Origin of the sequence: Streptomyces sp. NBC_01390 (genome assembly GCF_045040105.1) — a bacterium.
GTDB lineage: Bacteria > Actinomycetota > Actinomycetes > Streptomycetales > Streptomycetaceae > Streptomyces.
On record NZ_CP109551.1, the window covers coordinates 8,743,304 to 8,760,677 of the forward strand.

Consider the following 17,374-nt stretch of genomic DNA (forward strand, 5'->3'; position numbering starts at 1 on the left):
CGGAGCATGGGGCATCTCCTACGGCTTATGAGGGAGTTGGATCACGTCCACGTACTGGCTGAGCTGTTCCAACTACGTGTGTCGGCAGCGCCTATGAGCAGTGGGTCTGCGAATGCGATCACTAGGCCGACCACGTCAGTGAAGAGATTCGGATAGCCGGTCGAGGAAGGCCACTGTCGGCGGCGCCAGGCGGCGTAGGAGGATTGGCGGCGCTCGGCGAGGTCGGTGATCGCGGCGCTGAGGGGCTTCAGCTCGATGCCGCGGTGTGTGGCGGTGGCGGTCAGCGCTGCGGCCAGTTCTCCGCCGTTGAGATTGTTGAGCTTCAGCAGGCGGTAGAGGTCCGCGTAATCCCGGTCGCGGGTGTTGAGGTCGCCGAGTGAGACGGCGGTGGAGAGTTTCTCGGCGATGACGGTGGCCAGTGGGTAGCCCAGGATCTGGAAGCTCTCCGGGGTGAGCTGTTGTGGGTAGTCGATGACCCGGGGGCCGGGGGTGACGGGGTCGCCGAAGCTGACATCCAGTTGGAGCTTGAGCCGGGCCCGGGCGATGGAGGCAGCCATGGACAGGCGTACGCCGTGGTACTCGTCCTCCTCGCGGATGGGGACGGTCCTGAGTGTCGCGGGATCGAATGCGACTCCGTCGTCGATCTCGGTGGCGGCGATGGCCGCGATTCTGTGGATGATCTCGGTCTCGGTGCCGGGGAACGAGCGGCCGAGGATGTCGATGTCACGGGTCATCCGGCGGGCGCCGAACTGGGCCAGCAGCAGGCCGCCCTTGAGGACGAAGTGCTCGCGGCCGAGAGGTGATGCGGCCAAGCGGTAGAGGAACCGTTCGAGGACGTACTCGACCATGACCTCGTCCGTGGACCGGCTGGTGCGGCGGGCCAGGTTGCGCAGGTCGTTGTAGACGCGGCCGGCGGTAGTGTCGCGTGTGGGGTTGGCCATCAGGCGAGCACCGCCTCAACGGCCGGGCGGATGATGGAAAGGGCGCCCAACTCACGTGCAACATGCTGGAGTTCGCTGACCCCGCTGCGCCCCTCTCGACGCAGGTAGCGGCCGAGCGCGGAGAGAGCGAGGGTCTCGCCGATGCGGCTTCGGTGGCGCATCGCGTCGACGACGCTGCGGGCGGCGTTGTACATGGGGATGGTCTCTCCGGGGGCTGCTTCGAACCGCTCGACGCCGAGAGTGAAGGTCGTCGGGGCGTACTGAGCCACTATGGTCGGCGGGTAGGAGATCGTGGGGCGGCGTGTACCGCGCGGCACGGCGATGTGTACCGCTGCCGGGATGTCGTCGATCAGCTCGTGCAGGGCCAGGGCGGACTCGTCACACACGACAGCGCGAGGAGCCCGTGTGCACACAGCCAGCAGATCTGCGTGCGCGGTCTCCGGTGCGTCTGCCCGTCGGTAGACCCCCCGGGACAGTTCGTCTATCTCTCCCTTGGCGACCAAGGACGCCAGATCGCGGGGGGAGAGCAGGACCTGACGCGCCTGCGCCGTCGTGAACGTGGGGGAGAGGCCGGTCAGCCGCTGCTCCAGGCGCGAGTTCTCCGCAGCACTCATGTATCGAATGGTACCCCTCTGGGGACTTGAGGGGATCGATTTGGTACATCCTGACGGCCGTCGGCGCTCAGGGCGGACCGGAACGGTGATCGAACATGTCACGAACCCCCAGGCCAGGCCCCCATCCCGTGAGATTTCCCAGGGACTTTTCGGGGACTTTCCGCCGCGTAAGCAGGGAAGGCCCTGACAGCGCTGAAAGATAAGAACGCGCTGGTCAGGGCCTACTTTCTCAGCACTCGATGATGTTCACCGCAAGCCCGCCCCGGGCCGTCTCCTTGTACTTGACGCTCATGTCGGCCCCCGTCTCCTTCATCGTCTTGATGACCTTGTCCAGGGACACCTTGTGCGAGCCGTCCCCCCGCATCGCCATCCGGGCTGCCGTGACCGCCTTCACCGCGGCCATGCCGTTGCGTTCGATGCACGGGATCTGGACCAGGCCGCCGACCGGATCGCAGGTCAGGCCGAGGTTGTGCTCCATGCCGATCTCGGCCGCGTTCTCGACCTGTTCGGGGCTGCCGCCCAGCACCTCCGCCAGGGCGCCCGCCGCCATCGAGCAGGCCGAGCCGACCTCGCCCTGGCAGCCGACCTCCGCGCCGGAGATGGACGCGTTCTCCTTGAACAGCATGCCGATCGCGCCGGCGGCGAGCATGAAACGGACCACGCCCTCCTCGTCGGCGCCCGGCACGAAGTTGAGGTAGTAGTGCAGGACCGCCGGGATGATGCCCGCGGCCCCGTTCGTCGGGGCCGTCACGACCCGGCCGCCCGCCGCGTTCTCCTCGTTCACCGCCATCGCGTACAGCGTGATCCACTCCATCGCGCGCGCCAACGGCTCGCCCTCCGCCCGGAGTTGACGCGCCGACATGGCCGCGCGGCGGCGGACGCGGAGGCCGCCGGGGAGGATGCCCTCGCGGGACATACCGCGTGCCACGCACGCCTGCATCACCCGCCAGATGTCCAGCAGCCCGGAGCGGATCTCGTCCTCGGTGCGCCAGGCCCGCTCGTTCTCCAGCATCAGCGCGGAGATCGACAGACCCGTCTCCTTCGTCAGGCGCAGCAACTCGTCGCCCGTGCGGAAGGGGTACTTGAGGGCCGTGTCGTCGAGCTTGATCCGGTCCGCGCCCACCGCGTCCTCGTCGACGACGAATCCGCCGCCCACCGAGTAGTACGTCTTCGAGAGGAGTTCGGCGCCCGAGGCGTCGTACGCCCACAGGGTCATGCCGTTCGCGTGGTAGGGGAGTGTCTTGCGGCGGTGCAGGATCAGGTCGTCGTCGAAGGAGAAGGCGATCTCGTGGTCGGCCAGCAGGTTGAGCAGGCCCGACTCCTTGATCCGCTCCACCCGTTCGTCGGCGCCCTCGACGTCCACCGTGCGTGGGGAGGCGCCCTCCAGGCCGAGCAGCACCGCCTTGGGAGTGCCGTGGCCGTGGCCGGTCGCGCCCAGGGAGCCGTACAGCTCCGCGCGGACCGACGCCACCGACCCGAGGATCTCCTCGTTGCGCAGCCGGCGGGCGAAGAGACGGGCCGCCCGCATCGGGCCGACCGTGTGGGAGCTGGACGGGCCGATGCCGATCGAGAACAGGTCGAAGACCGAGATGGCCACGGGAACTCCTCCAGAGAGGGCGGGGGCACACGTCGCCGGGTGCCCCCGCCGGGGAACTACTTGGTCAGGCCGGGGTACAGCGGGTGCTTGTCGGCCAGCGTCTTCACGCGTGCCTTCAGAGCGTCGACGTCGAATGACGGCTTGAGGGTCTCGGCGATGACATCCGCGACCTCCTCGAAGTCCTCGGCCGTGAAGCCTCGGGTGGCCAGCGCCGGGGTGCCGATCCGCAGGCCCGACGTCACCATCGGGGGACGCGGGTCGTTGGGGATCGCGTTCCGGTTGACGGTGATGCCGACCTCGTGGAGCCGGTCCTCCGCCTGCTTGCCGTCCAGCTCGGAGTCGCGCAGGTCGACGAGGACCAGGTGGACGTCCGTACCGCCGGACAGGACGGACACGCCGTGCTCACCGACGTCCGCCCGGACCAGGCGCTCGGCGAGGATGCGCGCACCGTCCACCGTACGCTGCTGGCGCTCCTTGAAGTCGTCCGAGGCGGCGACCTTGAAGGAGACGGCCTTCGCCGCGATCACATGCTCCAGGGGGCCGCCCTGGAAGCCCGGGAAGACGGACGAGTTCAGCTTCTTCGCGAACTCCTGCTTCGCCAGGATGATGCCGCCGCGCGGGCCGCCCAGTGTCTTGTGGGTCGTCGAGGTGACGACGTCCGCGTACGGCACCGGGTTCGGGTGCAGGCCCGCCGCGACCAGACCGGCGAAGTGCGCCATGTCGACCCACAGGTACGCGCCGACCTCGTCCGCGATCCGCCGGAACTCGGCGAAGTCCAGCTGCCTCGGGTACGCCGACCAGCCCGCGATGATCACCTTCGGGCGGTGTTCCTTGGCGAGCTGCTCAAGCTCGGCCATGTCGACCAGCCCGGCCTCGTCGACGTGGTAGGCGACCACGTCGAACTGCTTGCCGGAGAAGTTCAGCCGCATCCCGTGGGTGAGGTGGCCGCCGTGCGCCAGGTCGAGGCCGAGGATGGTGTCGCCGGGCTGGGCCAGCGCGAACAGCGCGGCCTGGTTGGCGGAGGCGCCCGAGTGCGGCTGCACGTTGGCGTACTCGGCGCCGAACAGCTCCTTGACCCGGTCGATCGCGATCTGCTCGGCGACGTCGACGTGCTCGCAGCCGCCGTAGTAGCGGCGGCCGGGGTAGCCCTCGGCGTACTTGTTGGTGAGGACCGAGCCCTGGGCCTCCATGACGGCGACCGGAGCGAAGTTCTCCGAGGCGATCATCTCCAGGGTGGACTGCTGGCGGTTCAGCTCGGCGTCGACGGCGGCGGCGATGTCGGGGTCGAGCTCGTGCAGGGGAGTGTTCAGAAGCGACATGGGGTCAGTACGTCCTTACGTCCTGGTGCCTGGGGACTCAGCTGCCGGAGATCGCGGTGTACTCGTCCGCGGAGAGCAGGTCGGCCGGCTCGTCGGAGACCCGCACCTTGAAGAGCCAACCGCCCTCGAACGGGGCGGAGTTCACCAGCGACGGGTCGTTGGAGACGTCCTCGTTGACCTCGGTGACCTCACCGGTGACCGGCGAGTACAGGTCGCTGACCGACTTGGTCGACTCCAGCTCACCGCAGGTCTCACCGGCGGTCACCGTGGCACCGACCTCGGGAAGCTGTACGTACACGACATCGCCGAGCGCGTTGGCCGCGTGCTCGGTGATACCGACCGTCGAGACGCCGTTCTCGGCGCCCGACAGCCACTCGTGCTCCTTGCTGTAGCGCAGCTGCTGGGGGTTGCTCATGGCCTGAATTCTCCTGTACGCGGGGGACTGGTCCTGCATGGGGTTCTACAGGGAAGGACTGCCTGCCCGTCAGCAGGCAGGACACGGGTTGTTGCCGACGCCGGAGCGCAGCCAGGGGGCGGGGTTACTTCCGGCGCTTGTAGAAGGGGAGCGCCACGACCTCGTACGGCTCGTGGGTGCCCCGGATGTCCACGCCCACGCCCGCGGTACCGGGCGCCGAGTGCGTGGCGTCGACGTACGCCATCGCGATCGGCTTCCCGAGTGTGGGGGAGGGGGCGCCCGAGGTGACCTCGCCGATCACCCGGCCGTCGGCGACGACCGCGTACCCGGCGCGCGGGACGCGACGGCCCTCGGCGACCAGGCCGACCAGGACCCGCGGCGGCTCGTACGAAGCGCGCTCGGCGGCCTCGCGCAGGGCCGCGCGGCCCACGAAGTCGCCCCCCTTCTCGAACTTGACCACCCGGCCGAGCCCGGCGTCGAAGGGGGTGAGGGAGGTGCTCAGCTCGTGCCCGTACAGCGGCATGCCCGCCTCCAGGCGCAGCGTGTCCCGGCAGGACAGACCACAGGGGACGAGCCCGACGGGCGTGCCCGCGTCGGTCAGCGCCTGCCACACCTTCTCCGCGTCACCCGGCGCGACGAACAGCTCGAAGCCGTCCTCGCCGGTGTAGCCGGTGCGCGCGATCAGGGCGGGGACGCCGGCGACCGTGCCGGGCAGGCCCGCGTAGTACTTCAGGCCGTCGAGATCGGCGTCCGTGAGGGCGGCGAGGATGCCGGGGGCCTCCGGGCCCTGTACGGCGATCAGCGCGTAGGCGTCCCGGTCGTCGCGGACCAGCGCGTCGATGCTGTCGGACCGCTCGACAAGGGCGTCCAGCACGATCTGTGCGTTGCCGGCGTTGGCCACGACCAGGTATTCGGTTTCCGCGAGCCGGTAGACGATCAGGTCGTCCAGGATGCCGCCGTCGGCCCGGCAGATCATGGTGTAGCGGGCGCGCCCGACGGCGATGGACCCCATGTTGCCGACCAGGGCGTGGTCGAGAAGGGCCGCGGCTTCCGGCCCGGTCACGGTGATCTCGCCCATGTGGGAGAGGTCGAAGAGGCCGGCCTTCGTGCGCACGGCCAGGTGCTCGTCGCGTTCGGAGCCGTACCGCAGGGGCATGTCCCAGCCCGCGAAGTCGGTCATCGTCGCGCCGAGCGAACGATGCAGGGCATCGAGCGCGGTAAGACGCAGAGAAGTGCTGCTCATCGGTAGTGCTCCCAGGGCATGACGGCGAGGTCGTTCCTCCCCATCTGTCATCGGAACCTGAGAGGTTCGTCATGACCGCCGGTGAAACGGCAGGTCACTGACTTGCACCTTGGGTGGAGCCACCGGTCATGACGACCCGCGGCCCGCTTTTCAGATGTGCCTCGCCCGCGCGGTAACGGGGCCTGAGAGATTCAAGGGAGGGACTTGCTCCTTCGGCGCCCGGGTACCCAAGGGGTCCCGGAACTCTCCCGCGCGGATTCAAGCGGCCGGTATGCAGTTGGCGGGCACATCATCGCACGCATTCCCCCGGCACGGCAGGGGGACCCTTCACAGAGGGGACACGGCCTCGCCACAGGCTCACATACCGCCCTGTAGCAGGCCTGTTGCAGTAATCGGACCCCACCGAGAGACACCGCGTATTACCTTCTCTTTACACTCGACGGGGACGGTACTTCCCGACCCCATGGGAGGACGAACACGGTGAACAGGACCACGGCGTATGCGGCGACCCCGGCCCTCGCACTGACCGACGCGCTGCCCAAGCAGCAGGCCGGCCCCACCCGGGAGTCGCGCGCGGCGCGCCCGGAACCCGTGATCCGCGATCTGCGGGAGCGCTCGGGCCACAGCCCGCACGGCCTCACCTTCGGCGCCCGCGACCTGGTCGTGGTCACCGGCCTGCCGGGCAGCGGCAAGTCCACACTGATGCGCCGGGCGGTGCGCGCCACCGGCATCGACTCGCAGAACACCCGCGACCACTGGGACGCCCGTACGCCCTCCTTCCTCCCCTACGCCGTCTACCGGCCCCTCGTCCGCCTCGCCCACTACGCCGGACTGCGCCGCGCCCTGCGCTCCGGCGCCGGAGTCGTCGTGCACGACTGCGGTACGCAGGCCTGGGTGCGCGGCTGGCTGGCCCGCGAGGCCCGCCGCCGGGGCGGCACCCTGCATCTCCTCCTCCTCGACGTCACCCCGGGCGAGGCGCTGGAGGGCCAGCGCGAACGCGGCCGGGGCGTCTCGCGGTACGCGTTCCTGCGGCACCGTCAGGCCGCCTCGCGGCTGCTGCGCTCGGTGGAGAAGGGGAACCTGCCGGACGGCTGCGGCTCGGCGGTGCTGATCGACCGGGACGCGGCGGACATCCTGCGCAGGATCGACTTCGCGGACTGACCGCCCTATCCGGCGGGGCCGGTTAGGGTTTTGCTCATTAAGGGACTCCCCTTGAGGACTCAGGACAGCGGTTCACAGCAGGCGGTAGGCAGATGGACATCCCGGCGGACTTCCCCCCGGACTTTCCCGGGGGCTTCCCCCAGGCTCATCCCCATTCGCACGGCGGATGGCCCGGCAACGAGCTGGAGGAGGTGCTCTCGGCCTCCCTCGGCGTCCCCGGCGCGGGCGCCCGCATCGTCGAGGTCCTCGGCCGCAGCTTCGTCTGGGTCCCCCTCCCTTCCGGCGGTGGCCCCTACACCGGTCCCCTCGACCTGCCCACGATGGACATCGCGGGCCAGGCGTACGTGCCGGTCTTCAGCTCGGAGGAACAGTTCCGGCAGGTCGTCGGCGGCCATGTGTCGTACACCGTGGCCCCCGCCGTCGAGTTCGCCCGCGGTCTGCAGCCCCAGGTCGGCATCGCCGTGAACCCGGACGGCGTGGTCGGCGTCCCCCTGCCCCCGCAGGCCGTGGCCGAGCTCTGCCGAGCCGGCCGCACCCTCCTCGACGGTGCCGGCGGCGGCCGGGTCCGTCTCTACGAGCCCCACTGGCAGGAGGACCCGGTCGACTTCCTCGCCGCCGCGGCGGCGGAGTTCGCCGGCACCGGCGTGGTCCGGACGGCCCGCCGCTGCCTGGCGACGATAGAAACGGCCGCCCCTGTCATGTTCATCGGCGTCGAACTCTCCCCCTGGGACCCGGTCGCCCGCACCATCCCGATGGACGCGGTAGGCAGGGCCCTGGGCCGAGCCCCCTCGTCCTGGCCGGTGAACCTGGTCTTCCTGGACGCGGCCCAGGACCCGGTGACGGACTGGCTGAGGGCAAAGGTCCGCCCCTTCTACCAACACGGCCACTGAAGCGGCCCCAAAGGGGCGCGGGGAACTGCGCGACCAGCCACAATAGGCCCGCAGCCGCCAAAGCAGAGCAAGTCCCGAGCTCCTGGGCGGCCGTTCCGGGGGGCGTGCCTGTCAGCGGCGCCGCTTAAGCTAGAACGCACAACTCGTCAGGGTTACGAAGGGGCGGTAATGGTGAGCGCGTCGGGCACGGCCGCGGCCGGTCAGGTCGAGCACATGCTGCGCCAGGTGACGCCCGGGCGTTACGACGCCTACGAGGCGCTCCTGCGCGCCCTCGCGACCCCGTCCTCCGGCCAGATCTGGATGCTGCTCTGGCACGGACAGGCCGGCTCCCCCGACGCGCAGTACGGAAACATGCAGGTCGACGGGTACGGCTACGCGCCCTGTGTGACCTCCGCCCAGGAGCTGTCGGTCAGTGGCTGGAACAGGTCGTACGAGGTGGTCGACGGCCTCGACGTGGCCCGCACCCTCTATCCGGACCAGTACGGCCTCTGGCTCAACCCGCACTCCCCGGGCGGCGGCGTCGGCATCCCCTGGCTCGACCTGCGCCGGATCGCCGCGGGCCTGGAGCGCCAGCCCGCCGGGCCCCTGCGACTGGCCGAGCCCGGCATCGAGATCCCGCAGTTCTACGCCCTCCTCTCGCAGAACGCCCACCGCACCCCGGCGGTCCGCTCCCTGCGCCGGGCCTGGGTGCAGCCGGCGCTCGGTGCGCCGTATCTGGCCATCGGACTGGACGTGTACGACACCTCGCCGCCGGCCGTGGACTCGGTGCGCGCGATGATGCAGCAGTCGATAGGGGCGGTTCCCGACGGGCTGCCGGTGTCGACGGTCGCGATGTCGGACGAGCAGGACCCGGTCGTGATGTGGCTGCGCGTGAACGCCCGGCCGTTCTACGACCGGGAGGCCCACGCGGTCGCCGCCCCGCCTCCGACCCCGCAGGCTCCGGCGGCGGGGTACGGGTATCCACCGGCGCGGGGTCGTTACTGAGCGGACCTTCACCCGGACGGCGCGGACCATCACCCGGACGGCCGAATTCGCGCGCCACGGTCTTCGCGCGTAGATCGCGGCGAATGGTCGCGATAGTATGGGATTGCCCTTTCTGTCCCAACTGCCCCGCGTCCGAGGGGCGTTACCCGGTGTTCGGATAACGGAATCCACAGGACAGCATCACGTTTACGCATACTTTCGCCGACAGACCTTTCACGTGATCGCCGAATCACTGAAGACTCGCCTGTCAGACGATGGGGTCATCGATCCTGCGGTCGGGCGGAGCATGGCTAAGTCGACTAATCAGCACGGATCGTCAGCAGGACGAACAGCCGGGTCACCGGGCCGCACCATCTGGGGCCCGTCCCGGCAGGCAAGTGAATCAAGCCGCAGACAGCGGCAGGCGTAGGCCGGTCACCACCGGCGAGAGGGGTCGGGTCACTGTGACCGCACCGATCGAGACCACCGCAGCGGAAGCCGAGGCACAGCCGGAGGTTGTGCTCGCGGGTGCCGGTAAGGGGCAGATCGAGGGCCGTTCCCTGGGCCAGATCGCCTGGGCCCGGTTCAAGAGGGACAAGGTGGCCGTCGCCGGTGGCGTCATCGTCATCCTGCTGATCCTGACCGCGCTTCTCGCCCGGCCCATCCAGGCGCTGTTCGGCCTCGACCCCAACGCCTTCAACCAGGACCTGATCGACCCCAACACCTCCCTCCCCACGGGCGGCTTCGGCGGCATGAGCTGGGACCACCCGCTCGGTGTCGAACCGAAGTTCGGGCGCGACATCGCGACCCGCATCCTGGAGGGCTCCTGGGTCTCCCTGGTCGTCGCGTTCGGCGCCACGATCCTGTCCAACGTGATCGGCACGATCCTCGGTGTCGTCGCCGGCTACTACGGCGGGCGGGTCGACACGATCATCAGCCGGCTGATGGACACCTTCCTCGCCTTCCCCCTTCTGCTGTTCGCCATCGCCATCTCCGCCACGCTGCAGGGCGGCGCGTTCGGTCTGGAAGGGCTCCCGCTCCACATCACCGTGCTGATCTTCGTCATCGGCTTCTTCAACTGGCCCTACCTGGGACGCATCGTCCGCGGCCAGACGCTGGCCCTGCGTGAGCGCGAGTTCGTCGACGCCTCCCGGGGAATGGGCGCCAAGGGGCCGTACATCCTCTTCCGGGAGCTGCTGCCGAACCTGGTCGGCCCGATCATCGTCTACTCGACGCTGCTCATCCCGACCAACATCCTCTTCGAGGCCTCGCTGAGCTTCCTCGGCGTCGGTATCCAGCCCCCGCAGGCCTCCTGGGGCGGCATGCTCAACCAGGCGGTCACCTACTACCAGGTCGACCCGCAGTTCATGATCGTGCCCGGCCTCGCCATCTTCGTGACCGTGCTGGCGTTCAACCTGCTCGGCGACGGTCTCCGGGACGCACTCGACCCGCGCAGCCGCTGACGCGGCCGTGTCGGGAGTTTTCAGCAAGTTTCCACTAATGGAGGAGAAGCAGACCATCATGCGAAGGTCAGCGCTGGCCGCGGTTGCGGCGATCGGATCTGCGAGCCTGGTGCTCGCAGGCTGCAGTAAAGCCGATGACAATTCGAACGACGGCGGCACCAAGGCTGCTGGGGCCAACGCAGCGACCAAGGGCGTCGTCAACGTGTCCGACAAGAAGGGGGGCACGGTCACCTACGAGCTGTCCGACGTCCCGGACTCCTTCGACCCCGGCAACACGTACTACGGGTACATGTTCAACTTCAGCCGGCTGTACGCCCGCTCGCTGATGACCTTCAAGCCCGGCCCGGGCCAGAAGGGCAACGAGCTGGTCCCCGACCTCGCCGAGAGCGCCGGTGTGCCCAGCGACGGCGGCAAGACCTGGACGTACAAGCTCCGTGCGGGGCTGAAGTACCAGGACGGCACCCCGATCACCTCGAAGGACGTCAAGTACGCCGTCGAGCGCTCCAACTTCGCGCGTGACGTGCTCTCCCTCGGCCCGAACTACTTCCAGCAGTTCCTCGACGGCGGAGACAAGTACAAGGGTCCCTACAAGGACAAGAACCCCGCGGGCCTGGCGTCCATCCAGACGCCGGACGACACCACGGTCGTCTTCAAGCTCAACCGCGCCTTCCAGGAGTTCGACTACCTGGCCGCGCAGCCGCAGACGGCGCCGGTGCCCCAGTCCAAGGACAAGGGCATCGACTACGTCAAGAACATCGTGTCCTCGGGCTCGTACCAGTTCCAGAGCTACGACGAGGGCAAGTCCGCCGTCCTCGTCCGCAACAAGAACTGGGACGCCGCGACCGACCCGCTGCGCAAGCAGTACCCGGACAAGATCGTGGTCAACCTGAAGGTCAACCCGGACACCATCGACCAGGACGTCCAGGCCGGCAACGCGATCGACCTCGGTGGTACGGGTGTCCAGGCCGCGACCCAGGCCGACGTCATCAACAACGCCGACAAGAAGGCCAGCACCGACAACACCTACGGTGGCCGTCTCGTCTACATGGCGATCAACACCAAGCTGAAGCCGTTCGACAACGTCGACTGCCGCAAGGCCGTCCAGTACGCGGTCGACAAGGTCTCGGTGCAGACCGCCGAGGGCGGCCCGATCCGCGGTGACATCGCCACGACCGTCCTCCCGCCCGACATCCCGGGCTACGCGAAGTCGGACGTCTACGCCACCGACGGCAGCAAGGGCGACGTGGCCAAGGCCAAGGACGCTCTCAAGGCCTGTGGCAAGACCACGATCAGCACCAACATCACCGCGCGCAGTGACCGTCCGGCCGAGATCGACGCGGCCACCGCGATCATCAACTCGCTGAAGAAGGCCGGCATCAACGCCAGCCTGAAGCAGTTCCCGTCGGGCAAGTACTTCACCGACTACGCGGGTGTCCCGAAGTGGGACGCGGAGAACAACGTCGGTCTGATGATGATGCAGTGGGGCGCCGACTGGCCGGCCGGCTTCGGCTTCCTCCAGCAGATCCTGAACGGCTCCGCCATCGGCGCCTCGGGCAACACCAACCTCTCGCAGTTCGACGACAAGACCGTCAACGACCTGCTGGGCAAGGCGATCGGCACCGAGGACCAGGCCACGCGTGAGGGCATGTACGCCGACATCGACAAGAAGACGATGGACGCGGCCGCGCTCGTCCCGCTGACGTACTTCAAGGTCCTGCTGTACCGCCCGGCCAACTTCACCAACCTGGTCTCCACGGCGGCCTTCAGCGGTCAGTACGACTACCTCAACATCGGCACCACGAAGAAGTAGCAGCCCCGGAAGGCAGGTGAAGGCATTGGTGCCCGCGGGCTTCGCAGCCCGCGGGCACCAGGCCGATCCCCGTGATCTCGTACATCCTCCGTCGGACGTTCGCGGCAGTGATCCTGCTGCTGGTCGTCACCGCGGTGACCTTCGCCATCTTCTTCCTGCTGCCACGGCTCGCCGGCCAGACCGCCGACCAGCTGGCCCAGCAGTACATCGGGAAGAGCCCGTCGGCGGCGGACATCGCTGCGGTCAAGAGCAACCTCGGTCTGGACGACCCCCTCTATCTCCAGTACTGGCACTTCATCAAGGGGATCGTGACCGGCGCCACCTATGACCTGGGGCCCACCACGACACAGTGCAACGCGCCGTGCTTCGGCTACTCCTTCAAGACCCATGTCGAGGTCTGGCCGCAGCTCACCTCCCGCCTTCCGGTGACGATCTCGCTCGCCGCCGGCGCGGCCGTGATGTGGCTGGTGTCCGGTGTGGCGATCGGCGTCATCTCCGCCCTGAAGCCGGGATCGTTCTTCGACCGCTCCTTCATGGGCGTGGCCCTCGCCGGTGTCTCGCTGCCCATGTTCTTCACCGGCAACCTGGCGCTGCTGCTCTTCACCTACCAGTGGCCGATCTTCGGCAGAACCTATGTGCCGTTCACCGAGAATCCGGCGCAGTGGGCCAACACGCTGTTCCCGGCGTGGTGCTCGCTCGCCCTTCTCTACTCCGCCATCTACGCGCGGCTCACCCGCTCGGGGATGCTGGAGACGATGAACGAGGACTTCATCCGCACGGCCCGCGCCAAGGGTCTGCGGGAGCGCAAGGTCGTCGTCCGGCACGGTCTGCGGGCCGCGCTCACGCCGATCATCACCGTGTTCGGCATGGACCTCGGTCTGCTGCTCGGCGGTGCGCTGATCACCGAGACGGTGTTCTCGCTGCACGGTGTCGGTGAGTACGCGGTGCAGGGCATCAAGGACAACGACCTGCCCCCGATCCTCGGCGTGACCCTGCTCGCCGCCCTCTTCGTCGTAGTCGCAAATCTCCTGGTGGACCTGCTCTACGCGGCCGCCGACCCTCGGGTGAGGCTCTCGTGACCGAACTGTCCAAGACCGGTGCGGCGGTGGGCGAGCCTTCGCCCTCGAACGCGCCCGCCGCCTTCCTCGAAGTCCGCGACCTCAAGGTGCACTTCCCGACCGACGACGGTCTGGTCAAGTCCGTCGACGGACTCAGCTTCCAGCTGGAGAAGGGCAAGACCCTCTCCATCGTGGGCGAGTCCGGCTCCGGCAAGTCCGTCACCTCGCTGGCCATCATGGGCCTGCACCGGCTCGGGGCCCGGGGCAAGAACGTCCAGATGTCCGGCGAGATCTGGCTCGACGGCAAGGAACTGGTCGGCGCGGACCCCGACGAGGTCCGCAAGCTGCGGGGCCGCGACATGGCGATGATCTTCCAGGATCCGCTGTCCGCGATGCACCCGTACTACAAGATCGGCAACCAGATCGTGGAGGCGTACCGCGTCCACCACGACGTCAGCAAGAAGGTCGCTCGCACCCGGGCGATCGAGATGCTCGACCGGGTCGGCATCCCCGAGCCCGGCAAGCGCGTCGACAGCTACCCGCACGAGTTCTCCGGCGGTATGCGCCAGCGTGCGATGATCGCGATGGCGCTGGTCAACAACCCCGAACTGCTCATCGCGGACGAGCCGACTACCGCCCTCGACGTGACCGTCCAGGCGCAGATTCTCGACCTGATCCGGGACCTGCAGAAGGAGTTCGGCTCCGCGGTCGTCCTGATCACCCACGACCTCGGCGTGGTCGCCGAGATCGCCGACGAGGTCCTGGTGATGTACGGCGGCCGGTGCGTGGAGCGCGGGCCGGTCGAGGAGATCTTCGCGCAGCCGCAGCACCCGTACACCTGGGGTCTGCTCGGTTCCATGCCGCGCATCGACCGTGAGACCTCCGACCGGCTCATCCCCGTCAAGGGACAGCCGCCGAGCCTCATCAACGTCCCCTCGGGCTGCGCCTTCCACCCGCGCTGCCCGTACGCGGACATTCCCAAGGGCGATGTCACCCGTACCGTCCGCCCGGAGCTCCAGCAGGTCGCCGGCGGGCACTTCTCCGCCTGCCACCTCTCGCCGGAGGACCGTACGCGGATCTGGACCGAAGAGATTGCGCCGAAGCTGTGAGCGAGACGAAGAAATCCGAGGCAGCGACCGAAGCAGCGACCGACGCGTCGGCCTCCTCCGACGAGCGCGAGGTACTGCTCAAGGTCGAGGGCCTGGTCAAGCACTTCCCCATCAAGAAGGGGATCCTGCAGCGTCAGGTCGCCGCGGTGAAGGCCGTCGACGGCATCTCCTTCGAGGTGCGCAAGGGCGAGACCCTCGGCGTCGTCGGTGAGTCGGGCTGCGGCAAGTCGACCATGGGCCGGGTCGTCACCCGGCTCCAGGAACCGACCGCCGGCTCGATCCACTTCGAGGGCCAGGACATCACGCGGCTGAACGCCTCCGGGATGCGCCCGCTGCGGCGGGACATCCAGATGATCTTCCAGGACCCCTACGGCTCCCTGAACCCCCGTCACACCATCGGCTCGATCGTCTCGGCGCCCTTCCGGCTCCAGGGCGTGGAGCCCGAGGGTGGGGTGAAGAAGGAGGTCCAGCGCCTCCTGGAGCTGGTCGGCCTGAGCCCCGAGCACTTCAACCGCTACCCGCACGAGTTCTCCGGCGGCCAGCGCCAGCGCATCGGCATCGCCCGCGCGCTCGCCCTGAAGCCGAAGCTGGTCGTGGCGGACGAGCCGGTCTCCGCGCTGGACGTGTCGATCCAGGCGCAGGTCGTCAACCTGATGGACGACCTCCAGAAGGAACTCGGCCTGACCTACGTGATCATCGCGCACGACCTCTCCGTCGTACGCCATGTCTCGGACCGGATCGCGGTGATGTACCTCGGCAAGATCGTCGAACTCGCCGACCGGACCTCCCTGTACCAGGCGCCGATGCACCCGTACACCAAGGCCCTGATGTCGGCGGTGCCGATGCCCGACCCCAAGCGCCGGGGCGCCAAGAGCGAGCGCATCCTGCTCAAGGGCGATGTGCCGTCGCCGATCGCACCGCCCAGCGGCTGCCGTTTCCACACCCGGTGCTGGAAGGCGACGGAGATCTGCAAGACGGTCGAGCCGCCGCTCCTGGAGCTGAAGCCCGGCCAGCAGGTCGCCTGTCACCACCCGGAGAACGCCGAGGACCAGGCCCCGCAGGACACCGCACTGCTGTCGGCGGCCCGGGAAGCGGTGGAGCTGGTGACACCGGCCGCGGATGCCGACCCAGGGGCGCGGGGAACTGCGCGACCAGCCCCCACCGACTCGCAGACGAACGACGAGCCCACCGCTCCTCAGGAGTCACAGGAGTCAACGGACAAGTAGGGCATGACAAGTTGGCAAAGTCATGCACATGCCTGAACGGGAGAGCGCAGAGTCGTCCGTGTCCGTCTTATCCGACCGGTACACGCTCGAAAAGGACGACTCATGGCACTCTCCCGTTCGGCACGTTTAGGGGCCGTCGCCACCGCGGCGGCCTCTTTCCTTGTGATCGCCGCCTCCTCCCAGCCGGCCCCGGGGGCCGACGGCATCGGTGACTCCTACTTCCCGCAGCTCGGCAACGGTGGCTTCGACGCCCGGCACTACGCCCTCGACATCGCGTACAACCCGGACACCGACCGTCTCGACGGCCTGACGACCATCACCGCCCGCGCCACCCAGAACCTCTCGTCCTTCGATCTGGATCTCCAGCAGTTGGAGGTCACACGGGTCGAAGTGGACGGCAGACGCGCGCAGTTCACGCGCGCGGGCGACGAGATACGCGTCACGCCCCGCGGTTCCCTGTCCAAGGGGCGGGAGTTCAACGTCGCGGTCACCTACGGCGGCGTTCCCGAACCGCTGGGCGGGCCCATCGTCTTCGGCTCCCAGTACGGGTGGATGAAGACCACCGACGGTGTCTTCGTCGCCTGTGAACCCAACGCCGCCTCCACCTGGTTCCCGTCCAGCGACCACCCCTCCGACAAGGCGTCCTTCGACATCCGGATCAAGGCGCCGAAGGGGCTGACCGGCGTCTCCAACGGCCGGCTGGTGTCGACGTACGACAAGGGCGACTCGACGTACACCCACTGGCGCGAGAAGAAGCAGATGGCGACCTACCTCGCCACCGCCACCATCGGGAAGTTCGACGTGAAGACGGGCGTCACACCCGGCGGGACGCCGATCTACGTGGCTATCGATCCGGTGCTCGCGAACAGCAACAGCGTGGACGTGTACGCGGTGACCGCCGAGGCCACGGACTACTGGTCGAAGGTCTTCGGGCCGTACCCGTTCGAGGAGACCGGGGCGATCGTCGACGACATGCCGGCGGCCGGTTTCTCGCTGGAGACGCAGACCAAGCCGGTCTACTCGGCCGTGCGCAACGAGACGACCATCGTGCACGAGCTGGCCCACCAGTGGTTCGGCGACTCCGTGTCGGTGGACCACTGGAAGGACATCTGGCTCAACGAGGGCTTCGCGACCTACTCCCAGTGGCTGTGGGCCGAGTACAAGGGCACCCGCTCGGCGCACGACTCCTTCCTCGCCGGGTACAACTCCCGCCCCGCCGACAACGCCTTCTGGCAGATCGTCGTCGGCGACCCGCAGCGCGACACCATGTTCGCCTCGGCGGTCTACCAGCGCGGCGCGATGACCCTGCAGATGCTCCGCGAACGCATCGGCGACGCCGCCTTCTTCAAGCTCCTGCCCACCTGGACGAAGCTCCACCGGTACGGCAACGCGAACACGGACGACTTCATCCGGCTCGCGGAGAAGATCAGCGGCAAGCAGCTCGACGACCTGTTCCAGACATGGCTGTTCACGACCGGCAAGCCCACCCTGTAGCCCAGCCTTGTAGCCCGCCATGTAAGCCCGTCCTGCAAGCCGCTCCGGCCCCGTAGGACGGCCACGGTCAC

15 protein-coding genes and 1 riboswitch are annotated in these 17,374 nt (G+C 68.4%); of the genes, 9 read left to right on the forward strand and 6 right to left on the reverse strand.

The features are described 5' to 3' along the window. Positions 1-41 precede the first annotated feature (41 nt). The 6 genes from OG241_RS39315 to gcvT all read right to left on the reverse strand — a co-directional run bounded on the left by OG241_RS39315 (position 42) and on the right by gcvT (position 6,129). A complete protein-coding gene (locus OG241_RS39315; protein WP_405822428.1) occupies positions 42-941 on the reverse strand; it encodes a nucleotidyl transferase AbiEii/AbiGii toxin family protein in 900 nt (299 codons plus the stop codon). Beyond that, a complete protein-coding gene (locus OG241_RS39320) occupies positions 941-1,555 on the reverse strand; it encodes a type IV toxin-antitoxin system AbiEi family antitoxin domain-containing protein (protein ID WP_405822430.1) in 615 nt (204 codons plus the stop codon). Before OG241_RS39320 ends, OG241_RS39315 begins: the two co-directional genes overlap by 1 nt. Positions 1,556-1,784: 229 nt before the next feature. Further along, positions 1,785-3,152: an L-serine ammonia-lyase gene (locus tag OG241_RS39325; protein ID WP_405822432.1), complete on the reverse strand. Its 1,368-nt coding sequence runs from the start codon at positions 3,150-3,152 to the stop codon at positions 1,785-1,787. Between the two features lie 56 nt (positions 3,153-3,208). Next, positions 3,209-4,471, reverse strand: a complete 1,263-nt coding sequence (glyA, locus tag OG241_RS39330; RefSeq protein WP_405822434.1) for a serine hydroxymethyltransferase — start codon at positions 4,469-4,471, stop codon at positions 3,209-3,211. Positions 4,472-4,508: 37 nt separating this feature from the next. Next, the gene (gcvH, locus tag OG241_RS39335) at positions 4,509-4,886 is read right to left on the reverse strand and encodes a glycine cleavage system protein GcvH (protein WP_006379689.1); all 378 of its coding nucleotides are present in this window, start codon (positions 4,884-4,886) and stop codon (positions 4,509-4,511) included. Positions 4,887-5,010: 124 nt separating this feature from the next. Then, positions 5,011-6,129: a glycine cleavage system aminomethyltransferase GcvT gene (gcvT, locus tag OG241_RS39340; protein WP_405822436.1), complete on the reverse strand. Its 1,119-nt coding sequence runs from the start codon at positions 6,127-6,129 to the stop codon at positions 5,011-5,013. A gap of 160 nt (positions 6,130-6,289) precedes the next feature. Next, positions 6,290-6,390, reverse strand: a riboswitch (glycine riboswitch). Positions 6,391-6,609: 219 nt separating this feature from the next. Here gcvT and OG241_RS39345 point away from each other — a divergent pair. The 9 genes from OG241_RS39345 (at position 6,610) to OG241_RS39385 (ending at position 17,303) form a co-directional block, all read left to right on the forward strand. Then, positions 6,610-7,290 (forward strand): AAA family ATPase, encoded by a 681-nt coding sequence (locus tag OG241_RS39345; protein ID WP_405822438.1) that lies wholly within the window; start codon positions 6,610-6,612, stop codon positions 7,288-7,290. A gap of 92 nt (positions 7,291-7,382) precedes the next feature. After that, positions 7,383-8,180 (forward strand): enhanced serine sensitivity protein SseB, encoded by a 798-nt coding sequence (locus OG241_RS39350; RefSeq protein WP_405822440.1) that lies wholly within the window; start codon positions 7,383-7,385, stop codon positions 8,178-8,180. Between the two features lie 171 nt (positions 8,181-8,351). After that, positions 8,352-9,164, forward strand: coding sequence for an enhanced serine sensitivity protein SseB C-terminal domain-containing protein (locus tag OG241_RS39355; protein WP_405826686.1), 813 nt, complete (start codon positions 8,352-8,354; stop codon positions 9,162-9,164). A 443-nt stretch (positions 9,165-9,607) separates the two neighbouring features. Next, positions 9,608-10,606: an ABC transporter permease gene (locus OG241_RS39360; protein WP_405822442.1), complete on the forward strand. Its 999-nt coding sequence runs from the start codon at positions 9,608-9,610 to the stop codon at positions 10,604-10,606. 37 nt (positions 10,607-10,643) lie between these two features. Further along, the gene (locus OG241_RS39365; protein WP_405822444.1) at positions 10,644-12,416 is read left to right on the forward strand and encodes an ABC transporter substrate-binding protein; all 1,773 of its coding nucleotides are present in this window, start codon (positions 10,644-10,646) and stop codon (positions 12,414-12,416) included. Positions 12,417-12,487: 71 nt separating this feature from the next. Continuing rightward, entirely contained in the window at positions 12,488-13,495 is a 1,008-nt protein-coding gene (locus tag OG241_RS39370) for an ABC transporter permease (RefSeq protein ID WP_405822446.1), read from the forward strand. Next, entirely contained in the window at positions 13,492-14,583 is a 1,092-nt protein-coding gene (locus OG241_RS39375) for an ABC transporter ATP-binding protein (protein WP_405822447.1), read from the forward strand. The genes OG241_RS39370 and OG241_RS39375 overlap by 4 nt, the downstream gene beginning before the upstream one ends. Further along, positions 14,580-15,809, forward strand: coding sequence for an ABC transporter ATP-binding protein (locus OG241_RS39380; protein ID WP_405822449.1), 1,230 nt, complete (start codon positions 14,580-14,582; stop codon positions 15,807-15,809). Before OG241_RS39375 ends, OG241_RS39380 begins: the two co-directional genes overlap by 4 nt. 102 nt (positions 15,810-15,911) lie before the next feature. After that, positions 15,912-17,303, forward strand: coding sequence for a M1 family metallopeptidase (locus OG241_RS39385; RefSeq protein ID WP_405822451.1), 1,392 nt, complete (start codon positions 15,912-15,914; stop codon positions 17,301-17,303). Positions 17,304-17,374 lie beyond the last annotated feature (71 nt).